This window comes from Paragemmobacter kunshanensis, from assembly GCF_011059185.1.
Taxonomy (GTDB): Bacteria; Pseudomonadota; Alphaproteobacteria; order Rhodobacterales; family Rhodobacteraceae; genus Paragemmobacter; species Paragemmobacter kunshanensis.
On sequence record NZ_JAALFE010000005.1, the window covers coordinates 98,329 to 117,199 of the forward strand.

The 18,871-nt window shown below is 66.5% G+C and carries 17 protein-coding genes and 1 pseudogene; 5 read left to right on the forward strand and 13 right to left on the reverse strand.

The features are described from left to right. Window positions 1–47: 47 nt before the first annotated feature. Window positions 48–532, forward strand: a pseudogene (locus G5V65_RS22920) (DUF6653 family protein). A 12-nt stretch (window positions 533–544) separates the two neighbouring features. Here G5V65_RS22920 and G5V65_RS06995 read toward each other — a convergent pair. The 7 genes from G5V65_RS06995 to G5V65_RS07025 all read right to left on the reverse strand — a co-directional run bounded on the left by G5V65_RS06995 (window position 545) and on the right by G5V65_RS07025 (window position 6,933). After that, complete coding sequence (locus G5V65_RS06995) at window positions 545–910, reverse strand: H-type lectin domain-containing protein (protein ID WP_241250478.1); 366 nt, start codon at window positions 908–910, stop codon at window positions 545–547. Between the two features lie 99 nt (window positions 911–1,009). Next, complete coding sequence (locus G5V65_RS07000) at window positions 1,010–1,402, reverse strand: F0F1 ATP synthase subunit epsilon (protein WP_165048344.1); 393 nt, start codon at window positions 1,400–1,402, stop codon at window positions 1,010–1,012. A gap of 14 nt (window positions 1,403–1,416) precedes the next feature. Then, complete coding sequence (gene atpD, locus G5V65_RS07005) at window positions 1,417–2,835, reverse strand: F0F1 ATP synthase subunit beta (RefSeq protein ID WP_165048347.1); 1,419 nt, start codon at window positions 2,833–2,835, stop codon at window positions 1,417–1,419. Between the two features lie 17 nt (window positions 2,836–2,852). Further along, a complete protein-coding gene (locus G5V65_RS07010) occupies window positions 2,853–3,719 on the reverse strand; it encodes a F0F1 ATP synthase subunit gamma (RefSeq protein WP_165048349.1) in 867 nt (288 codons plus the stop codon). A 22-nt stretch (window positions 3,720–3,741) separates the two neighbouring features. Continuing rightward, complete coding sequence (gene atpA / locus G5V65_RS07015) at window positions 3,742–5,280, reverse strand: F0F1 ATP synthase subunit alpha (protein WP_165048351.1); 1,539 nt, start codon at window positions 5,278–5,280, stop codon at window positions 3,742–3,744. Then, on the reverse strand, window positions 5,280–5,840 hold the full coding sequence (locus G5V65_RS07020) for a F0F1 ATP synthase subunit delta (protein ID WP_165048353.1): 561 nt from the start codon (window positions 5,838–5,840) through the stop codon (window positions 5,280–5,282). Before G5V65_RS07020 ends, atpA begins: the two co-directional genes overlap by 1 nt. 319 nt (window positions 5,841–6,159) lie before the next feature. Continuing rightward, window positions 6,160–6,933 carry a class I SAM-dependent methyltransferase gene (locus G5V65_RS07025; RefSeq protein WP_165048355.1) on the reverse strand — a complete coding sequence of 258 codons (774 nt, stop codon included), beginning with the start codon at window positions 6,931–6,933 and terminating at the stop codon, window positions 6,160–6,162. A gap of 62 nt (window positions 6,934–6,995) precedes the next feature. Here G5V65_RS07025 and gloB point away from each other — a divergent pair, with 62 nt between their 5' ends. The 3 genes from gloB to G5V65_RS07040 all read left to right on the forward strand — a co-directional run bounded on the left by gloB (window position 6,996) and on the right by G5V65_RS07040 (window position 11,210). Further along, window positions 6,996–7,763, forward strand: a complete 768-nt coding sequence (gloB, locus tag G5V65_RS07030) for a hydroxyacylglutathione hydrolase (RefSeq protein WP_165048357.1) — start codon at window positions 6,996–6,998, stop codon at window positions 7,761–7,763. Window positions 7,764–7,932: 169 nt separating this feature from the next. Next, window positions 7,933–10,254, forward strand: a complete 2,322-nt coding sequence (gene clpA / locus G5V65_RS07035; protein WP_165048359.1) for an ATP-dependent Clp protease ATP-binding subunit ClpA — start codon at window positions 7,933–7,935, stop codon at window positions 10,252–10,254. After that, window positions 10,251–11,210: a M23 family metallopeptidase gene (locus tag G5V65_RS07040; RefSeq protein WP_206526702.1), complete on the forward strand. Its 960-nt coding sequence runs from the start codon at window positions 10,251–10,253 to the stop codon at window positions 11,208–11,210. The genes clpA and G5V65_RS07040 overlap by 4 nt, the downstream gene beginning before the upstream one ends. 225 nt (window positions 11,211–11,435) lie before the next feature. Here G5V65_RS07040 and G5V65_RS07045 read toward each other — a convergent pair whose 3' ends face one another. The 3 genes from G5V65_RS07045 to G5V65_RS07055 all read right to left on the reverse strand — a co-directional run bounded on the left by G5V65_RS07045 (window position 11,436) and on the right by G5V65_RS07055 (window position 14,826). After that, a complete protein-coding gene (locus G5V65_RS07045) occupies window positions 11,436–13,028 on the reverse strand; it encodes a peptidoglycan -binding protein (RefSeq protein WP_165048361.1) in 1,593 nt (530 codons plus the stop codon). 3 nt (window positions 13,029–13,031) lie between these two features. Continuing rightward, window positions 13,032–14,210 carry a biopolymer transporter ExbB gene (locus G5V65_RS07050; RefSeq protein ID WP_165048363.1) on the reverse strand — a complete coding sequence of 393 codons (1,179 nt, stop codon included), beginning with the start codon at window positions 14,208–14,210 and terminating at the stop codon, window positions 13,032–13,034. Between the two features lie 67 nt (window positions 14,211–14,277). After that, window positions 14,278–14,826: a gamma-glutamylcyclotransferase gene (locus tag G5V65_RS07055; protein WP_165048365.1), complete on the reverse strand. Its 549-nt coding sequence runs from the start codon at window positions 14,824–14,826 to the stop codon at window positions 14,278–14,280. Between the two features lie 63 nt (window positions 14,827–14,889). Between G5V65_RS07055 and G5V65_RS07060 the strand changes: the two genes are divergently transcribed. Next, a complete protein-coding gene (locus G5V65_RS07060; protein ID WP_165048367.1) occupies window positions 14,890–15,882 on the forward strand; it encodes a DUF2125 domain-containing protein in 993 nt (330 codons plus the stop codon). Here the strand turns inward: G5V65_RS07060 and G5V65_RS07065 are convergent. Genes G5V65_RS07065 through hisC form a run of 3 tightly spaced genes read right to left on the reverse strand, consistent with a single transcriptional unit; the run spans window position 15,879 to window position 18,823 of the window. After that, complete coding sequence (locus G5V65_RS07065) at window positions 15,879–16,808, reverse strand: extensin-like domain-containing protein (protein WP_165048369.1); 930 nt, start codon at window positions 16,806–16,808, stop codon at window positions 15,879–15,881. The genes G5V65_RS07060 and G5V65_RS07065 overlap by 4 nt on opposite strands. Continuing rightward, complete coding sequence (locus G5V65_RS07070) at window positions 16,809–17,738, reverse strand: prephenate/arogenate dehydrogenase family protein (RefSeq protein ID WP_165048371.1); 930 nt, start codon at window positions 17,736–17,738, stop codon at window positions 16,809–16,811. It lies immediately after the preceding gene. Then, a complete protein-coding gene (gene hisC / locus G5V65_RS07075; RefSeq protein WP_165048373.1) occupies window positions 17,738–18,823 on the reverse strand; it encodes a histidinol-phosphate transaminase in 1,086 nt (361 codons plus the stop codon). The genes G5V65_RS07070 and hisC overlap by 1 nt, the downstream gene beginning before the upstream one ends. Window positions 18,824–18,871 lie beyond the last annotated feature (48 nt).

Consider the following 18,871-nt stretch of genomic DNA (forward strand, 5'->3'; position numbering starts at 1 on the left):
GCATGACCATGCCAGATCTCTACCGGCTCGCCGAAGGATTGATGGGCATGGACGATCAAAGCTGGCTCAGCCATGCCAACCCGCTCTCCGTCTGGACCCGCATCCTGACGCCCCTGCCCCTGCTGATCCTGGCCGTCTGGTCGCGTGTCTGGATCGGGCATGGCGCCTGGCTGGCGGTTGCGGCGGTCGCGCTCTGGATCTGGATCAATCCGCGTCTGTTCCGCCCACCGGCCACCTTCGAAAGCTGGTCCGCCCGTGGGTTCTGGGCGAACGCCTGTTCCTGCGCCACAGGGCAGGCCTGCCCGCCCATCACCTGCGGGCCGCCCGTCTTCTGACCGCGATCAGCGCGCTTGGCATCCTGCCGCTGGTCTGGGGCCTCTGGCAGCTTGATCTTGGCTGGGCCGTTGCTGGCGCAATCCTGATCAGCGGGGCCAAGACATGGTTCGTGGACCGGATGGTCTGGATCTGGGATGATCACCTGCGCGCCGGCGGCCAGCCATCGGATGTGCTGAACGGTCCGCCCCCCCGCTAGCACCCCGCCCCATCACGCCACATCCCAGTCATCATCGTCCCGCACCGGGCCGATCGCCGTCCAATCCGCGCGGACGCGGGCGATGCGGGTGTCGCCCCAGGTCCGGAAGACCAGTTGAAACCCCTTCTCGGTCACATTCTCGGCCGAGATATCGGCCCGCATGTTTGTCTTGTGGTCCATGTCCCACAGCGAAATGCCCACCATCACGGCGGGCGGCCGCCGGAAGGCTTCGGAAAAGATCACATGGAACCGGCTCTCGCGGTCGCCGCTGCCCGTCCACATCACGCCATCGGTCGCAAAATCCGAAAAAAGGACACGCGTTCCCTGAAGGATACCAATGCTGCTGGCCGTCATGCGCTTCATCTTCGGTTGTCTCATGCGAACCCGATCACCTCCTACACGGCAAATACGATGCCACCATAGCAGAAGGCCCCGTCTTTCCGACGGGGCCTTCGCAAAAATTATCCCGCTGTCGGCTTATTGCCCGACAGCCGCCCGCAGCGCCATCATGTCCGCGATCAGCTTTTCCGCCGCGTCCTTGTCCTCGGTCACCGCGGCGGCTTCCCGGGCCTCGGACAGCAGCGCATCGAACAGCGCGGCATTCGCCTCTTCCACCGGAACCGCACGCTCGGCCAGAACCGAAACGCCGCCCGCGCTGATCTCGGCGAAACCGCCGGTCACCACATAGGACTTCGTCCCTTCGGACGAAACCGCCTTCAGGATGCCGGGGCGCAGCGTGGTGATGGTGGGGGCATGCCCCTCCATCGCCGTCAGGTCGCCATCGGCCCCCGGGATCTGCACCTCGCTCGCGGCAACGGAGGCAAGCCTCCGCTCCGGCGAGACGAGATCGAATTGAACGGAGCCTGCCATCGGCCTGCCCCCTCTTACGCGGCTTGCGCGGCGAGACGCTGCGCCTTGGCGATCACCTCGTCGATGTCACCGACCATGTAGAAGGCGGCTTCCGGCAGGTGGTCATACTGGCCTTCGACAACCGCCTTGAACGAGGCGATGGTCTTTTCCAGCGGAACCTGCACGCCGTCCGAACCGGTGAAGACCTTCGCCACGTCGAAGGGCTGCGACAGGAAACGCTGGATCTTCCGGGCGCGGGCCACGGTCAGCTTGTCCTCTTCGCTCAGTTCGTCCATGCCAAGGATGGCGATGATGTCCTGCAGCGACTTGTAGCGCTGAAGGATCCCCTGCACCGCGCGGGCCACGTTGTAGTGTTCCTCGCCGATGACGGCGGGGTCCAGCAGACGCGAGGTAGAATCGAGCGGGTCCACCGCCGGATAGATGCCCAGCTCCGAGATGGCACGCGAAAGCACGGTCGTCGCGTCAAGGTGCGCGAACGAAGTCGCAGGCGCCGGGTCGGTAAGGTCGTCGGCCGGAACGTAGATCGCCTGCACCGAGGTGATGGAGCCTGCCTTGGTCGAGGTGATGCGCTCCTGCAGCGCGCCCATGTCGGTGGCCAGCGTCGGCTGGTAACCCACGGCGCTGGGGATACGGCCCAGCAGCGCGGACACTTCCGAACCGGCCTGCGTGAAGCGGAAGATGTTGTCCACGAAGAACAGCACGTCCGTCCCCGACTGGTCGCGGAACTGCTCGGCCAGCGTCAGGCCGGTCAGCGCCACGCGGGCACGCGCCCCCGGGGGTTCGTTCATCTGGCCATAGACAAGGGCCACTTTCGATTCCGTCAGGTTGTCGATCTTGATAACCCCGGATTCGATCATCTCGTGATAGAGGTCGTTCCCTTCACGGGTCCGTTCGCCCACACCGGCGAACACGGAATAGCCCGAGTGCACCTTCGCGATGTTGTTGATCAGTTCCATGATCAGAACGGTCTTGCCGACGCCCGCACCACCGAACAGACCGATCTTCCCGCCCTTGGCGTAAGGCGCCAGAAGGTCGATCACCTTGATGCCGGTAACCAGCACCTGCGATTCAGTCGCCTGCTCGCTGAACTGCGGGGCGGGCTGGTGGATCGCGCGGGTCTGCGCCGCCGAAACCGGGCCCTTCTCGTCCACCGGCTCGCCGATGACGTTCAGGATGCGGCCCAGCGTGGCGTCGCCCACCGGAACCGAAATCGGCGCGCCCAGATCCTTGACCACCGCGCCACGGACCAGACCTTCGGTCGCGTCCATGGCGATGGTGCGCACCGTGTTCTCGCCGAGGTGCTGCGCAACCTCCAGAACCAGCTTCTTGCCGTTGTTGTCCGTCTCGAGAGCGTTCAGGATCGCCGGAAGCGCCCCATCGAACTGCACGTCGACGACGGCGCCGATCACCTGCGTGACTTTGCCTTGTGCCATGTTGTTTCTCCGGTTCCTCAGAGCGCCTCAGCGCCCGAAATGATTTCGATAAGCTCTTTGGTGATCGCCGCCTGACGCGAACGGTTGTACTGGATCGTCAGCTTGTTGATCATGTCGCCCGCGTTGCGCGTGGCGTTGTCCATGGCCGACATCCGCGCGCCCTGCTCGGACGCCCCGTTCTCCAGCAGCGCAGCGAAGACCTGCGTCGCCACACCCCGCGGAAGCAGATCCGCAAGGATCGCCTCCTCGCTCGGTTCGTAGTCATACAGGGCCGAGGCCCCGCCGCCTTCGAACTTCGCCGGGATCACCTGCTGCGCGGTCGGGATCTGGCTGATCACCGACTGGAAGCGGTTGTAGAAGATCGTCGCCACGTCGAACTCGCCCGCCTCGAAACGGCCCAGCAGATCGCGCGCGATGGTCTGCGCATTGGCATAGCCCACGCGCTTCACTTCGCTCAGATCCACGTGGCCCACGAAATGGTTCGCCAGATCACGCTTCAGCTGCTCGCGGCCCTTCTTGCCGACGGTCAGGATCTTCACCGTCTTGCCCGCTGCCAGCAATTCGTTGGCATGGGCCCGCGCCAGACGCGCGATGGACGAGTTGAAGCCGCCGCACAGGCCCCGCTCTGCGGTCATCACGACCAGCAGATGCACCTTGTCCGACCCCGTGCCTGCCAGCAGGCGCGGCGCGCTTGCCGACGATCCGACCGACGCCGCCAGCCCCGCCATCACGGCATTCATCCGCTCGGCATAGGGGCGCGCGGCTTCCGCAGCTTCCTGGGCGCGGCGAAGCTTCGCCGCCGCGACCATCTGCATCGCCTTCGTGATCTTCCGCGTGTTCTTCACGCTTCCGATCCGGTTCTTCAGGTCCTTCAGGCTGGGCATCTGCCTACTCCCTCAAGGCCAATCAGGCGAAGTCTTTGGCGAATGCATCAAGCTCCGCGCGGATCGCCTTTTCCAGATCGCCCGCAACCTTGCGGTCGTTCTTGGTGATGTCTTCCAGCAGCGCCGCGCCCTTGGTGCGCAGGTGCTTCAGAAGGCCCGCCTCGAACCGGCCCACATCCTTGACCGCGACCTTGTCCAGATAGCCGTTGGTGCCCGCGAAGATCACGCAGACGATCTCGGCATTGGTCAGCGGCGAATATTGCGGCTGCTTCATCAGCTCGGTCAGGCGCGCGCCACGGTTCAGAAGCTGCTGGGTCGCGGCATCCAGGTCCGACCCGAACTGCGCGAAGGCCGCCATTTCGCGGTACTGCGCCAGTTCCAGCTTCACCTTGCCCGCCACCGACTTCATGGCCGAGGTCTGCGCCGAAGACCCCACCCGCGACACCGACAGACCGGTGTTCACGGCCGGACGGATGCCCTGATAGAACAGTTCCGTCTCAAGGAAGATCTGCCCGTCGGTGATCGAGATCACGTTCGTCGGAATGAAGGCCGACACGTCGCCGCCCTGCGTTTCGATGATCGGCAGCGCCGTCAGCGAACCAGCCCCGAAATCCTCGTTCAGCTTGGCCGACCGCTCCAGCAGGCGCGAGTGCAGATAGAACACGTCGCCCGGATAGGCCTCACGCCCCGGCGGACGGCGCAGCAGCAGCGACATCTGGCGGTAAGCCACGGCCTGCTTGGACAGGTCATCATAGATGATCAGCGCATGGCGGCCGTTGTCGCGGAAATATTCCGCCATCGCCGTCGCCGAATAGGGCGCCAGGAACTGCATCGGCGCCGGGTCCGAGGCGGTCGCGGCCACGACGATCGTGTAGTCGATCGCGCCCGTCTCTTCCAGCTTCTTCACCAGCTGCGCCACGGTCGAACGCTTCTGCCCGATGGCCACATAGATGCAGTAGAGTTTCTTCGATTCATCCGAACCGGCGGCCTCGTTATAGACCTTCTGGTTCAGGATGGTGTCCAGCGCGACGGCCGTCTTGCCGGTCTGGCGGTCACCGATGATCAGTTCGCGCTGGCCACGGCCAACGGGGATCATCGCGTCCACGGCCTTCAGGCCGGTCGCCATCGGCTCATGCACCGACTTCCGCGGGATGATCCCCGGCGCCTTCACGTCCGCCACGCGGCGCTCGGCGGCCTTGATCGGGCCCTTGCCATCAATCGGGTTGCCCAGACCGTCAACCACGCGGCCCAGCAGCGCGTCACCCGCCGGCACGTCCACGATGGACTTGGTGCGCTTGACGGTATCGCCTTCCTTGATGTCCTGGTCCGACCCGAAGATCACGACGCCGACATTGTCGACTTCCAGGTTCAGCGCCATCCCGCGGATGCCGCCGGGGAATTCCACCATCTCGCCGGCCTGCACATTGTCCAGGCCATGCACACGGGCAATCCCGTCACCGACCGACAGCACGCGACCAACTTCGGCAACTTCGGCATCCTTGCCGAAATTCTTGATCTGCTCTTTCAGGATCGCAGAGATCTCAGCAGCCTGAATTCCCATCACCCAACCTCTTTCATTGCATTCTGGAGAGCCGCGAGCTTCGACCGCACCGAAGTGTCGATCATGGTCGAGCCCAGCTTGACGACAAGACCACCGATGAGGCTTTCATCGACGGCGGTTTTCAGTTTCACGTCCTTGCCGACACGCGCCTTCAGCGTCGCGGCGAGTTTCTTGGCCTGATCGGCGGACAGGGCGGCGGCGCTGGTGACTTCGGCCGTCACTTCGCCCTTCTCCGCGGCGATCCGCGCCAGCACATCGGCCACCATCTGCGGCAGCACGAACAGCCGCCGCTTGGCCGCCATCAGCGCCAGCGTATTGGCGGTCAGCGCCGACAGTTTCATCTTCTTGGCAATCGCCGCGATGGCGGCGGCCTGATCGTCGCGGCTGATCACCGGCGATGCGATCATGGCAGTCAGATCCGGGCTTGCCGCAAGTGCGGCGGTCAGTGCATCGGCATCCGCCTCAAGCGCCTTCAGCGCCTTGTCTTCCTTCGCCAGCTCGAACAGAGCAGTGGCGTAGCGTGCGGCGATGCCGGAGGAGATCGAAGCTGGTTCGGACACGTCAACCCTTCCGCTGTCTTGGCCTTGCACCCGCGCGGATCGCACAGGCCAAGGGGATTCTTGGGCGCGAACCGATGGCCCGCGTCGTGAATTCGCGGCGTCATTAGCAGAGCAGGGTTTAGCCCGCAACCGCTTAGGTCAACGGAACGTGACTGTGACGGTAAGGATTTCCGAAGGGTTAGCGCCAACGCCCCGAACTGCGACTTTTTGCGCGCCGCTCAGGGGGCGTGCCGGCGGGGCCAGGCGCAGAATCATGGCCCCTGAATACCCGTCCCGGGCCAGACCCGGGGCCTCCCCCGACCCGGCGCAGCCCGCCCGATCAGGCAGCCCCGCCCTGCCCCCGGTTCATCGCCGGTTCCGGCGCGCCCTTGCCCACGCCTTCCAGCACCTTCAGCGGCCGCCGCACTACTGCGCCAAGCCCTCCCCGCGTGGGGGCATAGACCTGCTTCGATGCCTCCACCATCAGCACCCCCCCGGCCAGCCAGGGGCCGACACGCCGCCCCATCTGCTCCCAGAAATCCGCCGTCCGCAGCCAGAACCGGCTTTGCGACGGCGGCACGAACAGCGCCGCGCAACTGCGCTCGGGCGTGAAGCCATGGCGTTTCAACTGCGTCTCAAGCTGCGACAGCGAAAAGGGCCGGCCAAAACCGAAAGGCGTGATGTCCCGCCGCGACCACAGGCCCGAACGGTTCGGCACCACGATCAGCGCCTTGCCCCCCGGCCCCAGCACGCGATGCGCCTCTTCCAGAATCGCGCTCGGCTGCTCCGATGTCTCCAGCCCATGCATCATCACCAGCCGGTCCACCATGCCCGTGGACAGCGGCCAATGCGTCTCTTCACACAGGACGCTCACATTCTCCATCCCCGCGGGCCAGGGCATCACGCCCTGCGGCCCCGGCATCAGCCCGATCACGCGGCGGCTCTCGGCCAGATAGGGGCGCAGCAGCGGCACGGCAAAGCCGAAGCCCGCCACCGTCTGCCCGGCCTGCACCGGCCACAACCGCACCACCTGATCGCGGATCGCCCGCTGCGCCACGCGGCCAAGCTGCGTGCGATAATAGAAATTGCGCAGATCCAGCACATCAAGGTGCATTGCCTTCGGCTTCCCCGCCAGTCCAACCTGCGCCAAGCATAGCGAAAGACGGATCCAATACCATGCCGCTCGAACTTGTCACCCTGCCCTGCCTGTCGGACAATTACGCCTATCTGATCCACGATGCCGCAACGGGGGCCACCGCCGTGGTCGATGTCCCCGAGGCCGCGCCGATCCTTTCCGCGCTGGCCGAACGCGGCTGGCAGCTGTCGGATATCTGGCTCACCCATCACCATGCCGATCACATCCAGGGCGTGGCCGCCCTATGCGCCGCCACCGGCGCCCGCGTCACCGGCGCCGCCGCCGACGCCCACCGCCTGCCCCCGCTCGATACCGCCCTGCCGGACGAGGCGACCTTCCTTTTCGCGGGCCACCCGGTCGAGGCTTTCCCCGTCCCCGGCCATACCATCGGCCATATCGCCTTTCACCTGCCCGAAGCCCGCCTCGCCTTCACCGGCGACAGCCTGATGGCCGCGGGCTGCGGCCGCCTCTTCGAAGGCAGCCCCGCGCAGATGTGGGCCTCCCTCTCGCGCCTGGCCGCCCTGCCGCCCGAAACGCTCATCTGCTCGGGCCATGAATACACCGCCTCAAACATCCGCTTCGCCCTGACCCTTGAACCGGCGAATGCCGCACTTATCTCCCGTTCAGAGCGGGTGTCGCTGGCGCGCGGAGAAGGCCGTCCCACCGTCCCCGTCCCCTTGTCCGAAGAACTGGCAACCAACCCCTTCCTGCGCGCGCATCTGCCCGGAATGAAGGCCGCCATCGGCATGCCTCTTGCACAGGATGCCGCAGCCTTCGCCGAAATCCGCGCCCGCAAGGACAGGTTCTGACCATAACACGCATCCCGCCGATCACTTTTTGCGGCTTGGCTGCATCAAACCGCAACTGCCCCCAAATAAACCTTGAAGTGGGGCGAAATAAGCCGAAGTCTAATGCCATGAGGCCACGGTTCGGCGGGGCTCCTCCCCCGCCAACCCTGATGAACAGGAGCACCCGAACGTGCCATCGTTTTCCACGACTCTCGAACAGGCCATCCACGGCGCCCTGGCCCTCGCCAATGCGCGCCGCCATGAACTCGCCACGCTGGAACATCTCCTGCTGGCCCTGATCGACGAACCCGATGCAGCCCGCGTGATGAAGGCCTGTTCGGTCAACCTCGACGAACTCCGCAAGACGCTCGTCGATTTCATCGACGACGACCTCTCCACCCTCGTCACCGATGTCGAAGGGTCCGAGGCCGTGCCCACCGCCGCCTTCCAGCGCGTCATCCAGCGCGCGGCGATCCATGTGCAGTCGTCGGGCCGCACCGAAGTGACCGGCGCCAACGTCCTCGTGGCGATCTTCGCCGAACGCGAATCCAACGCCGCCTATTTCCTGCAGGAACAGGACATGACGCGCTATGACGCCGTCAACTTCATCGCCCATGGCGTGGCGAAAGACCCCTCCTATGGCGAATCCCGCCCCGTCTCGGGCGCGGATGAGGAACGCCACGAAACCCCCAAGGCCGAAGCCGGGGAGGCGAAGGAAAGCGCCCTGTCGAAATACTGCGTCGATCTCAACGTCAAGGCGATGAAGGGCGATGTCGACCCCCTCATCGGCCGCGAGGCCGAGGTTGAACGCGCGATTCAGGTCCTCTGCCGCCGCCGCAAGAACAACCCCCTTCTCGTGGGCGATCCGGGCGTCGGCAAGACGGCCATCGCCGAAGGCCTCGCCTGGAAGATCGTCAAGAAGGAAGTGCCTGAGGTTCTCTCCGGCGCCACCATCTACTCGCTCGACATGGGCGCGCTGCTGGCAGGCACCCGCTATCGCGGCGATTTCGAGGAACGCCTCAAGGCCGTGGTGAAAGAGATGGAGGATCACCCCGACGGCATCCTCTTCATCGACGAGATTCACACCGTCATCGGCGCAGGCGCCACCTCGGGCGGCGCGATGGATGCCTCCAACCTCCTGAAGCCCGCGCTTCAGGGCGGCAAGCTGCGCACCATGGGATCGACCACCTACAAGGAATTCCGCCAGCACTTCGAGAAGGACCGCGCCCTGTCGCGGCGCTTCCAGAAGATCGACGTGAACGAACCCTCCGTCCCGGATGCGATCAAGATCCTCATGGGCCTGAAACCCCATTTCGAGGAACATCACGACCTGCGCTACACCGCCGACGCCATCAAATCGGCGGTCGAACTCGCCGCGCGCTACATCAATGACCGCAAACTCCCCGACTCTGCCATCGACGTGATCGACGAGGCAGGCGCCGCCCAGCACCTGCTGCCGGAAAGCAAGCGCCGCAAGACGCTGGGGACAAAAGAGATCGAGGCCGTGGTCGCCAAGATCGCCCGCATCCCCCCGAAAAACGTCTCCAAAGACGATGCCGAGGTGCTGCGCGATCTGGAAAAGACCCTCAAACGCGTCGTCTTCGGCCAGGACAAGGCGGTCGAGGCGCTCTGCTCCTCCATCAAGCTCGCCCGCGCGGGCCTGCGCGAGCCGGAAAAGCCCATCGGCAACTACCTGTTCGCAGGCCCCACGGGTGTGGGCAAGACCGAGGTGGCAAAGCAACTCGCCTCCTCCCTTGGCGTGGAACTCCTGCGTTTCGACATGTCGGAATATATGGAGAAACACGCCGTCTCCCGCCTGATCGGCGCGCCTCCGGGCTATGTCGGCTTCGATCAGGGCGGCATGCTGACGGATGGCGTCGACCAGCACCCGCATTGCGTGCTGCTGCTCGATGAAATGGAAAAGGCCCACCCGGATGTCTACAACATCCTGTTGCAGGTGATGGACCACGGCAAACTGACCGACCACAACGGTCGCACGGTCGATTTCCGCAACGTGATCCTCATCATGACGTCGAACGCGGGCGCGTCGGACATGGCCAAGGCCGCCATCGGCTTTGGCCGCGAACGCCGCACCGGCGAAGACACCGCCGCCATCGAACGCATCTTCACCCCCGAATTCCGCAACCGTCTGGATGCGGTGATCTCCTTCGCGCCGCTGGCCAAGGAAACCATCCTCCAGGTGGTCGAGAAATTCGTTCTCCAACTCGAAGCACAGCTTCTGGATCGTGGCGTTCATATCGAACTCACCCCCGAAGCCGCGCAATGGCTGGGCGACAAGGGCTATGATGACAAGATGGGTGCGCGCCCCCTTGGCCGCGTGATCCAGGAACACATCAAGAAGCCGCTGGCCGAGGAACTGCTCTTCGGCAAGCTCACCAAGGGCGGCGTGGTCCGCGTGGCAATCAAGGACGATGCGATCGACCTGCAGGTGCAGGAGCCGCAGAAACCCCGCCTGACGGGCCAGAAACCGCCGCTTCTCACGGCGGAATGATCCGTCACGCTGCCATTCTGACATTGGCCCTCGCCTTCCCGGCGGGGGCCTTTGAACTGGCGCAACCCATCGCCTGCACGCTCGGCACCGATTGCCATATCCAGAACTACTTCGACCGCGACCCCGGCCCCGGCACCGCCGATATCGGCTGCGGCCACCTCACCTATGATGGCCATGACGGCACCGATTTCGCCCTGCCCTCCCTCGCCGCGATGGAACGGGGCGTCGATGTCCTCGCCGCCGCCCCCGGCACGGTGCGCGGCATCCGCGACGGCATGCCCGACATCTCCATCTCCGACCCCGCCGCCCCACCGCTGCAGGGGCGCGATTGCGGCAACGGCGTCGCCATCGACCATGGCGATGGCTGGGAAACCCAGTATTGCCACCTGAAACAGGGCAGCATCGCCGTGCAACCCGGCGACCGGGTGGAAACCGGGCAAAGGCTGGGCCTCGTCGGCCTGTCGGGCAACACGGAATTCCCCCACCTGCATCTTGCCATCCGCAAGGACGGCACCGAACTCGACCCCTTCGCCCCCGAAGCCAGCACCGCCTGCGGCACCACACCCCCCGCAACGCTCTGGTCCGCGCCGCTGGCCCATGATCCCTTCGGCTTCACCGGCGCGGGTTTCTTCACCGCCGTGCCGGAATGGGATGCCATCAAGGCCGGGCTCCCCAGCCCCGCCACCCTGCCCGCCGACGCCCCCGCGCTGGTGATCTGGGCCGCCTATTTCGGCCCGCGTCAGGGCGACGCGCTCACCCTCGCCATCACCGGCCCGCAGGGCGAGGTGATCCGCCAGACCATCACGATCGACCGCACACAGGCCCAGGCCTTCCGCGCCATCGGCAAGCGCCTGCCCCCCGGCGGCTGGCCCGCCGGGGATTACAAGGGCGAGGTGGTGATGCATCGCGGCGGGGCGGAACTCGGGCGCGAAGCGCTCACCCTCACCATCCCCTGACCCCGTCCCGGGCCTGACCCGGGACCTCCCCAGACATCCACCACCCCGCCTGACCCGAGGCCCCGGATCACGTCCGGGGCGGGTTTCCTTTTGCATCAGCGCACGATTAACCACGAACGCCCCGCCCGCCCTGCCCAAATTTGTATGCACAGCCGTCTGCACTGCGCGTCTGCACTGGCTGTCTGCACAGCCGGCACGCCGCAAATCCCTGTAAAACAATCAGAATTAACGCTCGGTCAGCTTCAGTTCGATCCGCCGGTTCTGCGCCCGGCTCGCCTCGTCCTGCCCCGGCGCGACGGGCCGGTATTCGCCAAACCCCGTTGCGGCCAGCCGGTCGGGCGGAAAGCCCAGGCTTTCCTGCATGTAGCGCACCACCGACAGCGCGCGCGCCTGCGACAATTCCCAATTGTCGCGGAATGCCCCCAGCCCCGACAGCGGCACATCATCCGTATGGCCGTCCACCCGGATGATCCAGTCGATCCCGTCAGGGATATCCCCCCTGATTTCATTCAGGATTTCCACCACCCCGGCAATCTGCGCCTGCCCCTCGGGCGCCAGTTCCGCCGCCCCCGGCTGGAACAGCACCTCGGAGGAAAACAGGAACCGGTCCCCCACCACCCGCACGCCTTCGCGGCCCTCCAGCAGTTCCGACAGTTTCCCAAAGAATTCAGACCGATACCGCGCCAGATCGGCATTCTCGGCGGCCAGTCGCGCCGCCTCTGCCGCCTCCAGTTCCGCCCGCCGCCGCTGTTCCGCCGCCACCTGCGCCAGCGCCGCGTTCAACTGGCTGCCCAGCGCCTCCATCTGCACCTGCGCCGCCTCATCCCGCGCCGCGCTTTCATCCAGCACCGCCTGCAACTGCGCCAGTTGCGACCGCAGCGCCCCGATCTGTTCGTTCAGCAGCGCCACTTTCCGCTCTGCTTCCAAGGACTTGGCCTGTTCCGCGCTCAGCGCCCGCTCCGCCGCCACCAGCGCCGCATCGCGGGAATCCTGCCCCTCAACCGCCTTCGCCGCCTCGGTCTGGGCCGCCGCCAGCAGGGTCAGCGTCTCTTCCGCCCGCCGCCGCTGTTCCTCCAGCGCCAGCGTCATCGCCGCCAATTCGTCATCCGCCCCCTTCAGCCGGTCGCGCAATTCCTCCAGTGCCGCCGCATCCACCAGACGCGCCGCCTCTTCCTCGGACAGCCGCGCCTCGGCCCCTTCGGCCCGGCTTTGCAGGCTGGCAATCAGCGCCTCCACCGCCGCCCGCCGCGCCGCCAACAGGCGGGCGGCTTCGGCATTGGCGTCAACCTCCTCGCGCGCCCGCGCCAGCGCCAGTTGCAGCGCCTCCTGCTCGGTCAGAAGTTTTTCCTGAGCATCCTCAAGCGCTTGCACAGATGCCGTCAATTCCGTCACCTGCCCCCGCGCCGCGTCACGCTCGGCCAGCAATGACGCCACCTGCTCTTCGAAACTCGCGATCCGCCCCTGCGCCGCCGCCAGCGCGCCTTCGGCTGTCGCCAACTGCCCGGTCAGCGTGGTGATCAGCGCCGCCTGCCGCTCCCCCTCGGCCTGCGCCGCCGTCAGGGATGCCGTCAGCACCCCCACCTCTGCCTGCAACCCCTCGGCCCGCTGCCGTTCAAGGCCCAGCGCATCGGCCAGTTGCGCGATCTGGTCGGTCAGGCTGTCCAACTCGTTCGACTGCGTGGTGATCGTCTCGCGCAGCACCACCTGCATCACGGTGAAGATGGTCAGCACGAACATCATCACCATCAGAAGCGTGGTCACCGCATCCACGAAACCCGGCCAGATGATCGAGGAATCGCGACGGGACCGCAGCGCCATGCCCTAGCCCCGCCCCGCCGTGCCGCGCGACAATTGCCGGATCGCCGCCGCAAGCGAGGCGATATCGCCCCGCAGATCGGCCAGCGATTCCTGCCGCCCGGCCGACATTTCCTCAAGGATCTTCAACAGTTGCACGTCGATCGACCGCAGGCGCATCCGGCTTTCCGCATCCGCCCCCATTGCGCCCTCGCCGCCGCCGCCCGTCACCGCCGCGATCAGCCGCTCCTGCCCTTCGGCGATCCGCGACAGCGCCGCCGCAACCTCTCCGCCCCCCTCGCGCCGCTCGGCCAGCCGGGAAATGGCGCGGGCCAGATCGTCGATCTTGTCCTCCACCATCACCCGCGTGATATCGGACTGGGTATAAAGCGATTGCAGCGCGTCCATCTGCGCCTGCACCTGATCCAGCACCGCCGACATCGCCGCTGTATCGCCGCCCTCGCCATCGCCCGCCGAAAGGCTGACCCGCGTGATCGACGACAGCCATTCCTCCAGCTCGCGATAGAAGCGGTTCTGCCCATGCCCCGCGAACAGTTCCAGCAACCCCACCACCAGCGATCCCGCCAACCCCAGAAGCGAGGATGAGAACGCCGTCCCCATCCCGCCCAGCTGGCTTTCCAGCCCCGACATCAGCTTCTCGAACACCTCCAGCCCCGTCTCGCCCTCTTGCGGCGCAAGCGAGCGGATGGTCTCCACCACCGCCGGAACCGTGGTCGCTAGGCCATAGAACGTGCCCAGAAGCCCAAGGAAAACCAAAAGGTTGGCCAGATAGCGCGTGATATCCCGCGCCTCGTCGATCCGCGTCGCCACCGATTCCAGGATCGACCGGGAAGACGAGGCAGAGATCTGCATCTTCGCCCCGCGCGACCGCAGAAGCGAGGCCAGCGGCGCCAGAAGGCGCGGCGGCTTGGTCATGTCATGGCCCGGCACGTGGCGGACGAAATCCTCGATCCAGCTCACCGATTGCGCCAGGATCAGCACCTGCCAGAAACAGGTCAGCACCCCGAACAGGAAGACCGCCGCGATGAACCCGTTCAGCAGCGGGTTGGCGCGAAAGATGCCCGCCACCTCGTTATGGATCAGCCATGCCCCGCTGCCCACCATCACGGTGACCAGCAGCATCATCACGATCTGCCGGATCGGCTGGCTGAAGGTGGGTGACGCTTCGCCGCGTAGCTTGTCCATCCGTCCTGCCCGTCTCTTGCCCGATGCCACCATAACAGGCCAGACGCCCCTGCCAAGACGGCGCGGATCAGCCTTCCGTCATCCCCGCCATCGCGCGCACCCGCGCGGCCAGCCAGTCCAGATCGGCATCCGCGATCCCCAGTTCCGCCAGATGCGCGGCGGTGGACCACAGGTAATCCCGGTTCGGCCCCCGCCCGCCCGCCGCCTGCGCGATGATCCGCGCCTGTTCCTCCAGCGCCAGCCCGCCGCAATACTGCCCATGATCGGGGTCGATCACATAGGCCAGCGCCTCTACCCCCCGCCCGTCGGCCAGACGCAGGGGCAAGGTCACCTCAAGATAGGCCGATGACACCAACTCCCGCTCGCGCAGGGCGGCGATGGTTTCCGCCTCGGCCCCCGGCTCCACCCGAAAGGCCACCCCGTCGCAATGCGCGCCCTCGGCCCGGTCCAGCGCCAGCACCAGCCCCGGCGCCTCGACCGTGCCGCGATGATGGATCGACCGCATGCAGAACGACCGGTGCCACCCCTCCAGCCGCGCAACCGCCTGCTCGGCAACCGGAAACCCGGGATGCCAGATCAGCGACCCATAGCCGAAGACCCAAAGCACAGCCGTCATCCGCTGGCCCTCCTTTCGCCCCACCTGTAAACAGCAGGCACCGGCCGAAGGAAAGGGTTGAAGATGCGTGCAGTTCTGGTTGTCGTCCTGGTTCTCGCCGGGCTTTGGGGCGGATACTGGTTCGTCGGATCGCGGGCGCTGGAACAGGGTGCTGCGGGCTGGTTCGCGGCCCAGCAGGGCCGCCCCCTTCTGGCCGAACAGCGCGGCATCGCGGTTGCGGGTTTCCCCAACCGCTTTGACCTGACGATCACCGAACCCCGCCTGACGGATAGCCGCAGCGGCATCGCATGGTCCGCCCCCTTCGCCCAGATCTTCACCATGACATGGAAACCCTGGCACCTCATCGCCACCCTGCCGCAGAGCCAGCAGATCACCCTGCCCGATCAGGTGCTTGACCTGACCTCCACCCTTGTCCAGGGCAGCCTTGTCGTGACGCCCGGCCCGGATCTGGCGCTGGATCGCAGCGCCATCGCGGGCGATGGCCTTGCCCTGCGCTCTTCCGCCGGATGGGAGCTGTCGCTCAGCTCCGCCCGCATCGGCACGCGCCGCGCGGCCGACCGGGCGCTGGCGCAGGACCTGGGTGTCGAACTGTCGAACCTCACGCCCGATGCCGGCTTCCGCATGGCGCTGGCCCAGGGCTCTGCCCTGCCCGAACAGATCGACCTGATCCGCCTTGATGCCGTCCTCGGCCTATCGGCCCCGCTCGATCGCCATGCCGCCGCCACCCACCCCCGCCTGACCGACATCACCCTGCGCGAAGGGCTGCTGCGCTGGGGCGATCTGGTCCTGTCGGCCTCGGGCGATCTGGCCCCCGCCGCCGATGGCACGCCCGAAGGCCGGATCGAGATCCGGGTCGAAAACTGGCGCAAGCTGATCCCCGTCCTGATCGCCGCCGGGCTGGTCACGCCCGAAAGCTCGCAGACCGTCACCCGCGCGCTGGAACTCTATGCCGCGCAGGGGGATGATCCCGATGTGCTGACCCTGCCGCTTGCCTTTCAGCAGGGCCGGATGAGCCTTGGCCCCCTGCCGCTCGGCCCGGCGCCGCGCCTGTTCTAGCGGCAATAGGGCCCGTTGCCGTGGCTGGCCGTGTCGAAATGCAGGTGATCCTCGTGATAGCCGTCCGATCCCGGCCCCAGCGTCGTGCCGAAGATGCCGCAGGCCGCGCGATGCGCCCGGCGCATCTGGCGGTTATAGTCCCGCGCCACCGAAAGCTCGCGCCCATCCGCCAGGATGAAGCCTGACACATCCACCGCCTTGCCGCGCCCATGTTCGCTGATCTTCGCGCCGGGCCGGTTGTTGCGCGTGCGGCAGATATAGCTGGCGGCAATCCGCAGTTCCACCACCTCGTTCCGGCCAAAGGCCGGGCGCACGCCCGCATTGATCCAGTCCTTCAGCGCGATGGCCGTGGGGCAGTCGATCGTCGCGGGCGTGGTCAGGCGGATGCCATCCACCTGCGTCACCCGCACCGGCGCCTCGATCCCGCAGCCCTTCACCTTGCCCGCGATCCGCGCCAGTTCCTCGCCCCGGATGGCGCGATCCCCGCAGACAAATCCATCCGCCGGGGCCGCGCGCTCCTCGCGCTTGCGCCCGCCCCCGAACAGCCCCCCGAACAACCCGCCGCGCCGCTCGCGCTCCGCCGCGGGGGGCGGGAAGGCCGAGGCCATGTCGGCCCCGCCCTGCACCCCCCGCATCAGCCCCTCGGGCCGGGGCATCGGGCGCAGCAGGGGCACGGCGGCGGCCAGCATCCCCGGGGAAGGGGGCAACGCCTCGGTCATGGCAGGGGCGGGGGCGGGGGCGGGGGCCGCTTCGGGCCGGGCCTGCGGGCGCAGGCCGGGCGCAGTCGCAGGCGCGGGTGCTACAGGCTGAACCGTCAGGACAGGGCGCGGCAGCGGGCGGGGCGAGGTCGCGATGTCTTGCGCCACTGCCCCCCCTGCCAACAGGAAAGACCACAGACACAAGGCACCGACCACACCGAACCGCATTCAGCCACCCTTTGGCGCAACCTGCGCGGCACGCCCGAAATCGGGGGCCGCCGTATCCTGCCCCGCCTCGATGATCCCGCGCCGAATGGCGCGCGTCCGGGTGAAATAGGCATGCAGGTGATCCCCGTCGCCCAGCCGGATCGCCCGCTGCAGCGCGAAAAGCTCTTCGGTGAACCGGCCAAGGATATCCAGCGTCGCCTCCTTGTTCGTCAGGAACACGTCGCGCCACATCGTCGGGTCCGATGCCGCGATCCGGGTGAAATCCCGAAACCCGGCGGCGGAATAGTTGATCACTTCGCTATCCGTGACCCGGCGCAAGTCATCGGCCACGCCCACCATCGTATAGGCAATCAGATGCGGGGTGTGAGAGGTCACCGCCAGCACAAGGTCGTGATGGGCGGCATCCATCTCATCGACCTTTGCCCCCATCCCCTCGCACAGCGCGCGCAGGCGCGCCACCGCCGCCGCATCCGCGCCCTGCGGCGTCAGCAGCCACCAGCGATTCTGAAACAGCGTGGCAAAGCCCGAACGCGGCCCGGAATGCTCTGTCCCCGCAATCGGATGGCCCGCGATGAAATGCACGCCCTCGGGGATATGCGGTGCCACGGCGGCGATCACCGCCTGCTTCACCGATCCCACATCCGTGACCGTCGCCCCCGGCGCCAGATGCGGGCCGATCTCTTCGGCGATCGCCCCCATCGCGCCCACCGGCACGGCCAGCACCACCAGATCCGCCCCGACAACCGCCTTGGCCGCCGTCTCCTCCACCCGGTCGCAGAACCCGATCTCCAGCGCCACCGCCCGGCTTTCGGCCGATTTGGCGTATCCCACCACCTCGCCCGCCAGACCCTTGGCCTTCATCGCATGCGCCATGGACGATGCGATCAGGCCCAGCCCGATCAGCGCCACCCTCTCATAGATCACGGCCATCACTTCACGCCCTTGAACTGCGCCACGGCATGGGCGACGCGGCGGCACGACGCCTCATCCCCCACGGTGATCCGAAGGCAATGCGGCAGCTTGTAGCCCGCCACCCGCCGCACGATCAGCCCCTGCTGCTGCAGGAAGGCATCGCAGGCCACGGCCTCGTCCTCGCTGGAAAACCGCGCCAGCACGAAATTCGCCATCGACGTATCCGAAGGCACACCCAGTTCCGCCAGCGCCTCGGACAGCCAATGCCGCATCCGCGCATTCTCGGCCCGGCAGCGGTTGACGAAATCCTGATCCCTGACCGCCGCCTCCGCCGCCTCCAGCTGGGTGGAAGACAGGTTGAAAGGCCCCCGGATCCGGTTCAGCACATCAATGATCGCCCTGGGGCCATAGCCCCAGCCGATCCGCAACCCGCCCAGACCATAGATCTTGGAAAAGGTCCGCGTCATCACGACATTCGTGCGCGCCTCAAGGATCGCCAGCCCGCCATCATAGCCTTCGACATATTCCGCATAGGCCCCGTCCAGCACCAGAATGGCCTGTCGCGGCAACCCGTCGGCCAGCCTCTCGATATCGGCCAGCGAAATCATCGTGCCGGTGGGGTTGTTCGGATTGGCGATGAAGACAAGCTTCGTGCGCCGGTTGCAGGCCGCCAGAATGGCATCGACATCCGTGGTGCGTTCCCGCTCGGGCACTTCCACCGGGGTCGCGCCCACGGCCAGCGCCGAAATCCGGTACATCAGAAAGCCATGTTCGGTGAACACCACCTCATCCTTCGGCCCGGCATAGGCCTGGCAGAGGAAGGTGATGATCTCGTCCGATCCCACGCCACAGATCACCCGCCCCGCATCAAGGCCATGCACCTCGGCAATCGCCTCGCGCAGGCTGGCATGATCGGTGGAAGGATAGCGATGCAGGCTGTGAACGCTGCGCTGGAACGCCTCTTTCGCGCGGTCCGAAGGGCCGAAGGGGTTCTCGTTCGACGAAAGCTTGACCACATTGGTCATGCCCGCGACATGCGCCTTCCCGCCTTCATAAAGCGCGATGTCCAGGATCCCGGGCTGCGGTCGGATGGCGTCGGTCATGTCGGCAAGATTCCCCCGTTCCTGCGGGGTTCTAGCTTCGGGCGGGCG